General features: G+C 60.5%; 13 protein-coding genes and 1 pseudogene. 7 read left to right on the forward strand and 7 right to left on the reverse strand.

The genetic code is table 11. The features are described from left to right. Positions 1-150 precede the first annotated feature (150 nt). From KVU_RS02080 to KVU_RS02100, 5 genes are all read right to left on the reverse strand, one after another. Positions 151-558, reverse strand: a complete 408-nt coding sequence (locus tag KVU_RS02080) for a GNAT family N-acetyltransferase (RefSeq protein ID WP_013383661.1) — start codon at positions 556-558, stop codon at positions 151-153. After that, positions 555-1127, reverse strand: coding sequence for a tRNA (adenosine(37)-N6)-threonylcarbamoyltransferase complex dimerization subunit type 1 TsaB (tsaB, locus tag KVU_RS02085; RefSeq protein WP_013383662.1), 573 nt, complete (start codon positions 1125-1127; stop codon positions 555-557). Before tsaB ends, KVU_RS02080 begins: the two co-directional genes overlap by 4 nt. Positions 1128-1133: 6 nt before the next feature. Beyond that, entirely contained in the window at positions 1134-1691 is a 558-nt protein-coding gene (locus KVU_RS02090; RefSeq protein WP_013383663.1) for a NifU family protein, read from the reverse strand. A 153-nt stretch (positions 1692-1844) separates the two neighbouring features. After that, positions 1845-2186, reverse strand: a complete 342-nt coding sequence (locus KVU_RS02095) for a hypothetical protein (RefSeq protein WP_013383664.1) — start codon at positions 2184-2186, stop codon at positions 1845-1847. A gap of 426 nt (positions 2187-2612) precedes the next feature. Next, positions 2613-3005: a metallopeptidase family protein gene (locus KVU_RS02100; protein WP_193365325.1), complete on the reverse strand. Its 393-nt coding sequence runs from the start codon at positions 3003-3005 to the stop codon at positions 2613-2615. A gap of 102 nt (positions 3006-3107) precedes the next feature. On the opposite strand from KVU_RS02100, the gene gltX reads away from it, so the two are divergent. Next, positions 3108-4436, forward strand: a complete 1329-nt coding sequence (gltX, locus tag KVU_RS02105) for a glutamate--tRNA ligase (protein ID WP_013383666.1) — start codon at positions 3108-3110, stop codon at positions 4434-4436. A 52-nt stretch (positions 4437-4488) separates the two neighbouring features. Here gltX and KVU_RS02110 read toward each other — a convergent pair whose 3' ends face one another. Continuing rightward, positions 4489-4695 carry a cold-shock protein gene (locus KVU_RS02110; RefSeq protein WP_013383667.1) on the reverse strand — a complete coding sequence of 69 codons (207 nt, stop codon included), beginning with the start codon at positions 4693-4695 and terminating at the stop codon, positions 4489-4491. Positions 4696-4993: 298 nt separating this feature from the next. Here KVU_RS02110 and ettA point away from each other — a divergent pair, with 298 nt between their 5' ends. From ettA to KVU_RS02130, 4 genes and pseudogenes are all read left to right on the forward strand, one after another. Beyond that, entirely contained in the window at positions 4994-6649 is a 1656-nt protein-coding gene (gene ettA / locus KVU_RS02115; protein ID WP_013383668.1) for an energy-dependent translational throttle protein EttA, read from the forward strand. Between the two features lie 3 nt (positions 6650-6652). Beyond that, positions 6653-7255, forward strand: a complete 603-nt coding sequence (locus KVU_RS02120) for a nicotinate-nucleotide adenylyltransferase (protein ID WP_081447060.1) — start codon at positions 6653-6655, stop codon at positions 7253-7255. Positions 7256-7386: 131 nt separating this feature from the next. Beyond that, positions 7387-7635 (forward strand): annotated as a pseudogene (locus KVU_RS16385) (D-alanyl-D-alanine carboxypeptidase); the annotation flags it as partial. Positions 7636-7660: 25 nt separating this feature from the next. After that, positions 7661-8722 carry a D-alanyl-D-alanine carboxypeptidase gene (locus KVU_RS02130; protein ID WP_302622012.1) on the forward strand — a complete coding sequence of 354 codons (1062 nt, stop codon included), beginning with the start codon at positions 7661-7663 and terminating at the stop codon, positions 8720-8722. Here KVU_RS02130 and KVU_RS02135 read toward each other — a convergent pair. Continuing rightward, positions 8707-9126 carry a tellurite resistance TerB family protein gene (locus tag KVU_RS02135; protein WP_013383671.1) on the reverse strand — a complete coding sequence of 140 codons (420 nt, stop codon included), beginning with the start codon at positions 9124-9126 and terminating at the stop codon, positions 8707-8709. The genes KVU_RS02130 and KVU_RS02135 overlap by 16 nt on opposite strands. A gap of 135 nt (positions 9127-9261) precedes the next feature. On the opposite strand from KVU_RS02135, the gene KVU_RS02140 reads away from it, so the two are divergent. Both KVU_RS02140 and KVU_RS02145 read left to right on the forward strand, forming a co-directional pair. Further along, positions 9262-10842, forward strand: coding sequence for a lysine--tRNA ligase (locus KVU_RS02140; RefSeq protein WP_044008131.1), 1581 nt, complete (start codon positions 9262-9264; stop codon positions 10840-10842). A gap of 85 nt (positions 10843-10927) precedes the next feature. Further along, positions 10928-13216 carry a glycosyl hydrolase family 28-related protein gene (locus tag KVU_RS02145; RefSeq protein ID WP_013383673.1) on the forward strand — a complete coding sequence of 763 codons (2289 nt, stop codon included), beginning with the start codon at positions 10928-10930 and terminating at the stop codon, positions 13214-13216. The last annotated feature ends 34 nt before the right edge of the window (positions 13217-13250 follow it).

A 13250-nucleotide genomic window follows, 5' to 3' on the forward strand; every position in this document is an offset into this window, starting at 1 on the left:
CCCGATCAATGCTGATCTGGTGGCTATCATGTCGGATTCGCTAACGTCCGCCAAGACTGCAACAGCGAAATCGCGGCGTCACAGCGTCAATTTACCAGAATCGCCAGTCGTTTCGGCAATTTTTTATTGGATGGTTTGTTTTCTGTCCGCCTATGGCTTGGGCGCCCATGCCATCACCTGCGCGTCGACCATTTCGCCCGAGGTCAGGTGATAGTAATGCCTGCGTCGCCCGATGATCTGAAAACCCGCCGCTGTATAAAGGGCGATGGCGGGCACATTGTTCACCGCAACCTCGAGGAATACGCGATCAAGCCTCTGTTCCAGCAGGGTTTTCAGGTGGTTTCGGGCAAGGCCCTTGCGCTGGTGCGCGGGGGCGGTGGCGAGGGTCAGGATCTCGGCCTCGCCTGCGATGGTGCGGGTCAGGATGAAGCTGTGGGCGTCCCCGATCACGGCCACGCCGAATTGGTCCATCAGATCGGCGAATTCATCCGCCGACCACGGGCGCTGATCGGTAAAGGCCAGCGCATGGGTGGCGGCCAGCGCAGCGGGCGTTGTCATGCGTCAAGGATCACGGGGGCCGGATCGCGCGGCGGGGCGGCATCGGCGGCGCGGACATAGACCGGCGCGGGGCGTGGCTGAGGGCTGGTCAGGCGCGCGGGCGTCATGCGGGCCATCTGCTGCACCAATAGCGCGGGCACGGGCAGCGGGGTCGCCTCGCCCTCATCGACAACGGCGGGCGCGCCGGGCGCGCCATCGGCATCAAAGGATTGGCGATAATTCTGGCCGCGATTGCCGGGCAAGGTGATGGTGCAGGGCAGGGGCTGACCCTGGGCCAGCACCTCGAACTGGCTGATGCCGATGGCGGGAATGCCAAGGCCCAGCGCCAGCCCGCGTGCGGCGGCAACACCAATGCGGATACCGGTGAAATTGCCGGGGCCGGTGCCGACTGTGACCGCGCGCAGATCGGCGGGGGCCACGTGGTGGTCGGCCAGCAGCGCGGCGATCATCGGCATCAGACGTTCCGCCTGACCCTTGTCCATCGCCTCGACCTGCACCCAGATCTGGCCGTCATCCGATAGTAAAGCGGCCGCGCAATGCGCGGCCGAGGTATCAATCGCCAAAATCATAGGACATCAGGCCGCAACGGGCCGCACTTCCAGAACTTCGGGGATGTAATGGCGCAGCAGATTCTCGATGCCCATTTTCAGCGTCAGGGTCGAGGAGGGGCAGCCCGCGCACGAGCCCTGCATATGCAGATAGACCACACCGCGATCAAAGCCGTGGAAGGTGATATCGCCGCCATCTTGTGCCACAGCCGGGCGCACGCGGGTATCCAGCAGCTCTTTGATCTGCTCGACAATCGCGCCGTCTTCGCCGTCATGCGCGCGGTGGGCGGAAACCGCCTCGCCTTCCATCACGGGTTGGCCGGATTGGAAATGTTCCATGATCGCGCCAAGTACGGCGGGCTTCAGGTGCGGCCATTCCAGATTATCCGTCTTGGTGACGGTGATGAAATCATAGCCAAGGAAGACGCCAGTGACGCCATCCACCGCGAAAAGCCGTTTGGCCAGCGGCGAGGTCGTGGCCGCCTCGGCCGAGGGGAAATCAGCCGTGCCAAGTTCCAGCACTTGCTGGCCCGGCAGGAATTTCAATGTCGCGGGATTCGGGGTCGATTCGGTTTGGATGAACATGGCGCAGCCTTTGCATCTGTTGATGCTAATATGTGACCAAAGCCGTCATCGGTCAAGGGATATATTAGAATCGTTCTAAGTATTCCGATGCCATAAACGCTAGGGGCCAGCCTTTGCAGGCTGGCCCGTTCGCAAAGATCTGAACCCTGGAGCTTAGTTCAGTTCGATGATTTGGCTGTCGACAACTTGGTCGTTGATTTTCAGCACAGCGATCAGGTCAGCAGTCGGGGTTTTGGTGCTGCTCAGACGCAGGTCGGTGTGGACGCCAGCGGCCAGATCACGGCTGGACACCAGTTGGTCAGCAGCGCCGTTGGTCAGCGTGTAAACTTCCAAAACAGCGGCGCTGCTGGCGTTCACGAGGTCGATGTTCAGACCTTGGCTGGCCGAGATTTTTTCAGCGGTGTCGATAAAGCCGCCCGATTGAGCTGCGAACGATGCGGTCGCAACGGTAGCGGCCAGAACAGTAGCAGTGGTCAGAGCAAACAGGTTTTTCATCTTCGTCATCCTTATATCGCCGCCTGGGATCAGCCCAGTTTTCGCGGCACTCGGTTATAGCGACGGGGCGGGGCGTGGGACGCTGTGGTCGTTTGCGCCGGGCCGTATCGTCGTTGTGTGAACCGTAGTTGGATCGAGATTCAAAAATGTTCCAGAGCGTGCAAGATCACAAAATTCAGCCTATTTTGTGATCGAAATTAGACTTGAAATTCCCTCTTGTCGTTAAACAATCCGGCGAAGTCTTGGGTTTCAAAGAGAAACCTGCTTTTTAGGCAGGCACGAATTTGTAAAAATTTTTAGAAATTAAGCATTAAAAAGCCCTCTTCACAGGAATGTGAGAGGGCTTCTTTTACATTTCTTTACACGCCGCATTACATTTGTTTACGAAAAACAGGTAGTTACCTGAAGGTAACCTTAGCATGCTTGCTAGTGCCACCACTGGTCGATCGAGGCGATATCGTCATCCGACCAGCCAAAATGATGCGCGAATTCGTGGATCGTCACATGGCTGACCAGTTCGGCAATGGTGACATTTCCGCGCTCGGCCCATTCATCCAGAATGGGGCGGCGGAACAGCCAGACGGTGTCCGGCCCGCGCGGCACGTCCCAGTTCGATTTCTCGGTCAGGGGGATGCCGTCATAAAGGCCGGTCAACTCGAACGGCTCGATCTCCATCTCTTCGAGGATCTCGTCGCTGGCGAATTCGGCAACGCAAAGCGCTACCGCCTGCGCACGTTCGCGAAAGGGCAGGGGGAAGTTGGCGACAGTCTCGCGCGCCAGTTCTTCAATTTCATCGAGCGAAGGGGCAATATGGTCCATGTCCTTCATATGGACAAAATGCACGCATTGTGAAAGAGGCTGACCACTGCGCGCGGCTGTTTTGCCGCCCGCCTCGCCCTTATCGGCTAAGGATGATTTCAGATGACAACGACCCGTTTTGCTCCCTCACCAACTGGCTGGATCCATATCGGCAACCTGCGGGCTGCCTTGTTCAACTATGCGATCGCCAGGCAGCAGGGCGGAAAGTTCATCCTGCGCATCGATGATACCGACCTGGAACGGTCGAAACAGGAATATATTGACGGCATCAAAGCCGATCTGACCTGGCTTGGCCTGACATGGGATCAGTTGGAAAGCCAGTCGGCCCGTTTTGACCGTTATACGGCCGCGCGCGATCAACTGATTGCCGAGGGTCGCATCTATGAATGCTTTGAAACCCCGGTCGAGCTGGATCTGAAGCGTAAAAAACAACTGAATATGGGCAAGCCGCCGGTCTATGACCGCGCCGCGCTGTTGCTGACTGCCGAAGAAAAGGACGCACTGCGGGCCGAGCGTGGCTCGCATTGGCGCTTCAAGCTGGATCACCAGCGCATTGAATGGGAAGACGGTATTCTGGGCGCGATCTCGATCGATGCGGCCTCGGTCTCGGACCCGGTCATTATCAAGAACGACGGCCAGTGGCTCTATACCTTTGCCTCGGTGGTCGATGATATTGATATGGGCGTGACGAATATCGTGCGCGGATCGGATCACGTCACCAATACCGCGACCCAGATCCAGATGATCGAGGCGCTGGGCGGCACGGTGCCGCGCTTTGCGCACCATTCGCTGCTGACCGGCCCGCAGGGCGAGGGCCTGTCCAAACGTCTTGGCGCGCTGTCGCTGCGCGATCTGCGGGCAAAAGGCCTCGAGCCGATGGCGGTGCTGTCGCTGATGGCCCGCCTCGGCTCGTCCGAGCCGGTCGAGATGCGCGGCTCGATCGACGAGATCGTTGCGAATTTCAAAGTCGAAAGCTTTGGCGCATCGCCAACCAAATTCGACGAGAACGACCTGTGGCCGCTGACCGCCAAAGTGCTGGCGGCAATGTCGCTGGATCAGGTCGCCGCAGATGTCGCCGCCGCTGGCGTCCCGGATGCTGTCGCGCCGCAATTTTGGGCGATCATCCGTGAAAACATCGCCACCCGCGCTGATATTGCGCCGTGGTGGCAGGTCTTTGCCGCAGGTGACAAAGGCAGCGTTGCCGACGAGGATAAAGACTTTATCCGCGAAGCTTTGGCCATCCTGCCCGCCGCGCCCTATGCCGCTGATAGCTGGTCGAACTGGCTGAATGATGTGAAGGCGCAATCGGGTCGCAAGGGCAAAGGCCTGTTCATGCCGCTGCGCAAAGCGCTGACAGGCGCGGAACACGGCCCGGAAATGGCGGACATTTTGCCGCTGTTCCAAGTGAAACCTGCACCGCAGGGGCTGTAATAGAAAAGGGCGGGGAAATCCCCGCCCTTTTCATTTCCAGAACTGGAAAGACTTATTCAACCGACAGGTTGACAGCCGACTCGCGGCCATCACGGCTGCTTTCGATGTCGAAACGAACCTTTTGGTTGTCTTTCAGGCCTTCAAGACCCGAACGCTGAACAGCCGAAATGTGAACGAAAACGTCCTTCGAGCCGCCATCGGGGGCAATGAAACCATAGCCCTTGGTAGTGTTGAACCATTTCACGGTGCCGGTGGCCATCGTGAGAACTCCTCGTAGAATTCCGCTCGCGGAAGTGCAGCGGACCGGCTCGTCAGCGCTAGTCGAAGCAGCTGGGCCCGGCTGGGAGTCAGATGGTCGATAGAGATAACTTGCACTAGTACCATAAAGGGCAATGCCCGTTCAGGCAAGAAAAAGGATTTCGTTTCTTTGCCGATATGCGCGAAAACCATATTCTACAGCCGCAAGTGATCAAGCATACCGTTGCCCTTTCGCTGATCTACCCCTATGTGAGGGCGCTGAAGTTTCCGATCATGCACATTCAACACGAGGGTTCGACATGGCCAGCTACCAGTTCGTTTATTTCATGGACGGCGTGTCCAAAGCCTACCCCGGCGGCAAGAAGGTATTCGAGAATATCCGTCTGAACTTCCTGCCCGGCGTGAAAATTGGTGTGGTCGGTGTGAACGGTGCGGGTAAATCCTCGCTGCTGCGCATTATGGCCGGCACGGATAAGGACTTCACCGGCGAGGCCTGGGCCGCAGAGGGCGCCAAAGTCGGCTACCTCTCGCAAGAGCCGGAACTCGACCCGCAGCTGACCGTGCGCGGCAACGTCATGGAAGGCGTGCGCGCCAAAACCGCCAAACTCGAGCGTTATAACGAGTTGGCGATGAATTATTCGGACGAGACCGCCGACGAGATGGCCCGTCTGCAGGATGAAATCGACGCCGAGAACCTGTGGGATCTGGACACGCAAGTCTCGATCGCGATGGAGGCTCTGCGCTGTCCCGATGACGATGCCGATGTCGAAAGCCTGTCGGGCGGCGAGCGTCGCCGTGTCGCTTTGTGCAAGCTGCTGCTGGAAGCGCCCGACATGCTGCTGCTTGACGAGCCGACCAACCACCTTGACGCCGAGACCATCGCCTGGCTGCAAAACCACCTGATGAACTACAAGGGCACTATTCTGGTCGTTACCCACGACCGTTACTTCCTTGACAACATCACCAGCTGGATTCTGGAACTCGACCGCGGTCGTGGCATTCCCTATGAGGGCAACTATTCCAGCTGGCTGGAACAAAAAGCCAAGCGCCTGCTGCAAGAGGCCCGCGAGGACAAGAGCCGCCAAGACACGCTGTCGCGCGAATTGGAGTGGATCCGTCAAGGTGCCAAGGCCCGTCAGGCCAAGCAAAAGGCCCGTATCAACGCCTATAACGAATTGGCCGATCAGTCCGAACGCGAGCGGATCACCAAGGCGCAGATCGTCATCCCCAATGGTCCCCGTCTGGGCGGTAAGGTCATCGAGGTCACCAATCTGCAAAAAGCCATGGGCGACAAGCTGTTGATCGAAGACCTGACGTTCATGCTGCCCCCCGGCGGTATCGTTGGCGTCATCGGTCCGAACGGTGCGGGTAAATCGACCCTGTTCAAGATGCTGACCGGCCATGAACAGCCCGATTCCGGTACTGTCGTGCTGGGTGATACCGTCAAGCTGTCCTATGTCGACCAGTCGCGCGGCGCGCTTGATCCCGAAAAAACCGTCTGGGAAGAGATTTCCGGCGGTGCCGAGCTGATCGTTCTGGGCGATGCGACCGTGAACAGCCGCGTCTATTGCGGTGCGTTCAACTTCAAGGGCACCGATCAGCAAAAGAAAGTCGGCATCCTATCGGGCGGTGAGCGTAACCGCGTTCACATGGCCAAGCTGCTGAAAGACGGCGGCAATGTGCTGCTTCTCGATGAGCCGACCAACGACCTTGACGTGGAAACTTTGCGCGCGCTGGAAGATGCGCTGGTTGATTTCGCGGGCTGCGCGATTGTCATCAGCCACGATCGCTTCTTCCTTGACCGGATCTGTACCCACATCCTCGCCTTCGAGGGTGATGCCCATGTCGAATGGTTCGAAGGCAACTTCGAAGATTACGAAGAGGACAAAAAGCGCCGCCTGGGCGTCGATGCGCTGGAACCCAAGCGCGTCAAGTTCAAGAAGTTCACCCGCTAAAATATGGGTGGTGCCCTGATCCTTCCCCCCGCGGGGCGGGGGCAGGTTGTGGGGCTGTTGGGCGGGTCGTTTGATCCGCCCCATCTTGGTCATGTCGCCATCACACGTCAGGCGCTGGCGCGGTTCGGGTTGGATCGCGTCTGGTGGCTGGTTAGCCCCGGTAACCCACTGAAATCAAACGGACCTGCTGGGATGGTGCGTCGCCTAGACGCTGCGCGCGCCATGATGCGCGACCCGCGCGTCTCGATCACCGATATCGAGGCGCGCCTGCGCACCCGCTATACCGCCGATACGATCGCGGCGCTGCAACGGCTGCGTCCCGATCTGCATTTCGTCTGGTTGATGGGATCGGATAATCTGGCGCAGTTCCATCGCTGGCAAAGCTGGCGCAAGATCATGGACAGCGTGCCGATAGGTGTGCTGGCGCGGCCCGGCACGGGATTGTCCGCGCAACTCGCCCCCGCGGCGCGCGCCTATCGCTGGGCGCGGCTGCGCGAAAGCGAAGGCCCGCGCCTTGGCCTTGCGCCTGCGCCCGCTTGGGCCTTTGCGCATATTCCTTTGAATGCAATGTCATCCAGCGCGATCCGCGCGAAGGGGGGCTGGTGAGCTATTCGCGCCGCATCTTCCTCACCAGCCTGCTGGCCGCTGCCGCGACGCCCGCGCTGTCGCAATCGGTGCTGCGCCCGCTTGCGCGGCCTGCGCGTATCCATCCCGCGCTGCGCCAGACGCCCACGCAGATGTTGCAGCAGGCGCGGCTGGGCAATGGGGTATCCTATCTGGCGGCGCGCCTGTCGGACGGTCAGGTGATCGAGGGGAACAACCCCGGTATGGCCCTTGCCCCCGCCAGCACGGCCAAGGCCGTCACTGCGCTTTACGCCCTCGACCGTCTAGGTGCTGATTTCCGCTTCGAAACGCTGGTGCTGGGGCAGGGCGTTGTGGAGGCGGGCACTTTGCAAGGCACGCTGATGCTGGCGGGCGGCGGCGATCCGATCCTGTCGACCCCCCGATCTGGTGGCGATGGTCGACCAGCTTCATGCGGCGGGCGTGCGGCGTGTAAACGGCACGTTTTCCTATTTCGATGGCGCACTGCCCGCCATCACCGAAATCGATCCCGGCGGCCAACTGCCGCAGGCGGGTTACAATCCGGCGATTTCTGGGCTGAACCTGAATTTCAACCGCGTGCATTTCGAATGGACGCGGGCGGGCGGGGCGTGGAACTTGGCGATGGATGCGCGCGGCGGCAATGTCACCCCGGCTGTCAGCATCGCGACCATGGCGCTGGCCGATCGCGGCGCGCCGACGTTCAGCTATCGGCAAGATGGCGTGATCGACCGCTGGACCGTTGCCAGCGGCGCGCTGGGGAACGGCGGGTCGCGCTGGTTGCCGGTGCGCAGCCCCGGTGCCTATGCGGCGGATGTGTTCCGCACGCTTTGCGCCGCGCGCGGTATCACCCTGCCTACGCCCCAGCCGGAGGGTCGCTTGATCGCCGGCAATGTCTATGCCCGTCATCAAAGCCCTGAACTGCTGATCATGTTGCGCGATATGCTGGAATATTCCACCAATATCACGGCCGAGGTCATCGGCCTGACCGCCGCGCGGCGCGATAATCCGGGCGTGGTCAGCCTGCCGCAATCGGCGGCGGCGATGGCAGAATGGGTGCTATTGCAGCACGGCGCGCAGATGCGATTGGTCGATCATTCCGGCCTTGGCGGCGCGGCGCAGATCGCGCCCGATCAGATGGTGCGCCTGCTGCGCGGCGGCGCGGATGGCCCGCTGCGCGGTATCCTGCGCCCCGTTGTACTGACCGATGCCGAAGGCGACCGCCTGCCAAACCCCGATACGCAGGTCGCCGCCAAAACCGGCACGCTGAATTTCACCAGCGCCCTTGTCGGCTATATCGACCCGCCCGCAGGCGAGGATCTGGTCTTTGCGATTTTCTCGTCCGATCCCGCCGCGCGTCAGGCGGCGCGGCTGGACGAGGTGCCCGCAGGCTCGCGCGCGTGGAACGCGCGCGCGCGGCGCTTGCAGCAGCAGTTGATCCAGCGCTGGGGCGCGCTTTACAGCACCATGTAACGGGCGCGGGCGCCGCGCTCGATCGCGGCGGCGTGCAGGCGGTCCAGCTCTAACTCGTCGCGAATCTCTTCCAGCATCCGGCCTTCGGGGCTGGTGATGACGCCATCGGCAGCCGCCACATCGCAGGCCAGCGCATAGGCGGTCTCGAACAGCTTTTCGGGCAATGCATCGCGGATCAGACCGAATAAGGCATCCAGCCCGTCCTCTTGATCCAAGAGGTCAAACACCGTCCGCGCCACCAGCGACAGATGGTCAGAATCGAAATTTGCAAAGATCGGCAAGGTGTTGATGATCGTGGTGATCTGCACCAACTCCGAGGTGCGGATATTTTCATCCGCAGCCGAAACGCTGATCATCACGGCGACTAGCGCGTCTTGCGGGCTGAGCGAGGGAATATCCAGCATGGTTAGCTCCTGTTTTGCGGCATATTAGCTGGCATTTCAGGCCGCGCCAGATGCGAGTTTGTTGACGCTGCGCCCGCAAATCCCTAATTGGGGGCGCTGCGGCTACCTTCGGCCGTGAAAGAATGGATGAAAAAGATGTCTGATCTGCGCGACGTCGCGATGCAAAGCAAGGCTTGGCCCTTTGAAGAAGCGCGCGCGCTGCTCAAACGTTATGAAAAGGCGCCGCCGGAAAAGGGCTACGTGCTTTTTGAGACCGGCTATGGCCCTTCGGGTCTGCCGCATATCGGCACTTTTGGCGAAGTGCTACGCACGACGATGATCCGCCGTGCCTTTGAGGTGATTTCCGACATCCCGACGCGCCTGATCTGTTTTTCGGACGACCTCGATGGCATGCGCAAAGTGCCGGAAAACGTGCCGAACCAAGAGATGCTTTACGCCAATATCCAAAAGCCGCTGACATCGGTGCCCGATCCGTTCGGCGAATACGACAGCTTTGGCGCACATAACAACGCCATGCTGCGCCGCTTTTTGGACACATTCGGGTTCGAGTATGAATTCTACTCGGCCACCGAATTCTATGGCTCGGGCCAGTTCGATCCGACCCTGCGCCTGATGGTCGAGCGCTATGACGACATCATGGCCATCATGCTGAAATCCCTGCGCGAAGAGCGTCAGCAGACCTATTCCGCCTTCTTGCCGATCCATCCCGAAACCGGCCGCGTGTTGTATGTTCCGATGAAAGAGGTGAACGCCAAGGATTACACGATCACCTTTGACGACGAAACCGGCCGCGAATGGACGCTGCCCGTCACCGGCGGCAATGTGAAACTGCAGTGGAAGCCGGACTTTGGCGCGCGCTGGGCGGCGCTGGGCGTCGATTTCGAGATGTATGGCAAGGATCACGCGACCAATACGCCGATCTATGACGGCATCTGTCGCACGCTGGGCGGCCGCGCGCCGAACCATTTCACCTATGAGCTGTTCCTGGACGAGCTGGGTCAAAAGATCAGCAAATCCAAGGGCAACGGCCTGACCATCGACGAATGGCTGCACTACGCCTCCAGCGAGAGCCTGTCGTATTTCATGTATCAAAAGCCGAAAACCGCCAAGCGGATGCATTTTGACGTGATCCCGAAGGCGGTGGATGAGTACCATCAACAACTGCGCGGTTATGCCACGCAAGATGCGGCGGCGCAGTTGAACAACCCGGTCTATCACATCCATCGCGGCAATGTGCCGGCCTCGGATATGGTGATCCCGTTTGCGATGCTGTTGAACCTGGCCTCCGTGTCCAGCGCCGAGACCAAAGAGACGCTGTGGGGCTTTATCGCCCGCTATGTGCCCGAGGCGAGCCCCGAGCAGAACCCCGGCATGGATGCCGCCGCCGCATTCGCGGTGCGCTATTACAATGACAAGGTGAAGCCGACCAAAGTCTTCCGCCTGCCGACCGAGCCCGAGCGCGCCGCGCTGGAAGACCTGCTGGCCGAGCTGCGCGTCTGGCAAGGCGGCGCGGATGCCGAAGCGCTGCAGAACCTTGTGTTCGCCATCGGCAATAAGCATGAATTCCAACCGCTGCGTGACTGGTTCAAGGCGCTTTACGAAGTGCTGCTGGGCGCATCCGAGGGCCCGCGCTTTGGCGGTTTCATCGCGCTTTACGGCGTGAATGAGACGATTGCCCTGATCGAGCGCGCGCTGGCGGGCGATCTGGTCGCTTAAACACGCATGACAACGCGCGGTGCTGCTGCGCGTTGTCAACCCGTGCTGCCTAAAGACTTGCCCGAACCGCTAGAGGGGGCAAGCGATGAATAAGGTGATCACGGACGGGCTGGTGCTGATGCCCGCAAGCTTTGCGGCGGGCCTGGGGCAATGGTCGCGCGGCGACGGGGTGCCGGGGTCTGATACCTATGCCATGTCGGGCGCGGGCAGCTTTGTCCCTGCCGATCAGGATTTCGGCGCGGCCTTGGAAATCCAGAAAACCACCGCCACCCAGAAAATCCGCTATATGGTCGCAACGCCCATGCTGCCCGGCCTTTATTTGCGGATCAAAGCACGGGTCAAGGCCATCGCGGGCGCGCTGCCTGCGGTGCAGATCGCGGGCTATCCGACGAACGGCTCGGGCGGGGCGATATCGGGCCTGACGGTCACCGCGGCCCCCACGCAATTGACGGCCTATGGTCAGGTGGTCGAGGTCTCGGCCATCGTCGGCACCGGCCTGCGCGGCGGCGTGAACATGTATTGGCCCAGTGCCGCCTATGGTTATTTCGGTATCAACTTTACCGGCCCCAATGGCGCGATCCTGCGCATCGATGATATCGAGATCGAGGATATCACCCATGTCTTTCTGCGCGACATGCTGGCGCAGGTTGATGTGCGCGATTACGGCGCGCGCGGCGATGGCGTGACGAACGACGCGCCCGCCTTTGCCGCCGCCGATGCCGCCGCTGCGGGTCGCGAGGTCTTTGTCCCTGCGGGCAGCTATTTTCTGGATGCTGATGTCACCTTGCAAAGCCGCGTCCGGTTTGAAGGTAAAGTAATTGTCCCCGACGCCCGCCGCTTTATCCTGCAAAGCAATTTCGACCTGCCGTCTTATGTCGATGCCTTTGGCGACGAGGAACAGGCCTTTCGCAAGGCCTGGCAGGCGCTGCTGAATAACGCGGATCACGAGGGGCTGGATATGGGCGGGCGGCGCGTGACGCTGACGCGGCCCTTGGATATGCAGGCCTGTGACCCCTCGCGCACCACATTCGCGCAGCGCCGCGTGATCCGCAACGGCTGTTTCCAACCGGATGAGGGCACGGCATGGCTGTCCGATGTGATCACCGCGCAGGCGACCTATTCTGCCGCCAATCCGACCCAACTGACCGGCATCGCCGCGATTGGCGCGATCCAGCGTGGCAGTCTGGTCACCGGCGCGGGCGTCGGGCGCGAGGTCTATGTGACCGAGGTGAATCCCGCCAACAATTCCCTGACGCTTTCCGCCGAGCTATATGACGCCGAGGGCACGCAGCAATTTACCTTTACGCGGTTCAAATATCTGCTGGATTTCTCGGGCTACGAGACGCTGACGCAGGTGGTGCTGTCGGATATCGACTTTCAATGTCTGTCGCGCGCCAGCGGCGTGATGTTGGCGCGCGGGGGCGTTGCGTTTCATATCCGCGACTGTTTCTTCACCCGCCCGCAAGATCGCGGCATCACATCCATCGGGCGGGGCTGTCAGGGCCTATTGATCGACCGCTGTCAGTTCCTGTCGGCCGAGCAGCATTTGCCGGTCAGCAGCCGTGTGTCCATCGGGTTCAACACCAACGCCAACGACTTGAAATTGCGCGACAACCGCGCCGTGATGTTCCGCCATTTCGGTGTCATGGCAGGATCGGGCAATATCGTCAGCAACAACCACTTTTTCGCGGGCGATTCCGAAGGGACGGGCATCCGGTTCGGCGGTTTGGTCATCACGCTGCCGAACCCGCGCATGACGATTGTCGGCAATTACATCGACAACAATTCGATTGAATGGACCAATGAACATTCCTCAAGCCCTGCGCTCGGCAATCAGTTCAGCTTTAGCGGCCTGACGATCACCGGCAACAATTTCACCGCCGGGAATGTGGCGACATGGTTTAGCTGGATCGTGATCAAGCCTTACGGCGCGGGGCATTACATTCAGGGGCTGACGGTGAATGACAACGTGTTCCGCACCATCGCGGGCACGGTCGAGCGGGTCGAGCGGGTGGATACCACGTTTGCCGACCTCGATTTCAGCCGGATCCGCAATGTGCAATTCACCGGCAATGTCTTCAACGCGGTGACGAACGAGACGCGCAACCCCCTCAGCGTCACGCATAGCCAGACCTCGGAAAGCCGTACTTGGCTGATCAGTGGCGGATCGAACCTGCCCTTCAATGGCCGCCTGCGCACGGTCGAGGCACTGGTCCCGCTGGGCGCGATCACCACATCGAACGGCGGATCGGTCTATGAAAGCCCGCTGGTCGATGTCGAATATGGCACCGGCAACCGGCAGGCGCGGCTGACCTTTGGCGCGACGTGCAAGGGCACGATGCGCTGCCTTGTGCGCATGGATAACCCGAACTGACGGGGCAGGGGCGGCGCTGCCGCCCCTTTTCCTT

It is taken from the genome of Ketogulonicigenium vulgare WSH-001 (assembly GCF_000223375.1).
GTDB classification, from domain to species: Bacteria; Pseudomonadota; Alphaproteobacteria; order Rhodobacterales; family Rhodobacteraceae; genus Ketogulonicigenium; species Ketogulonicigenium vulgare.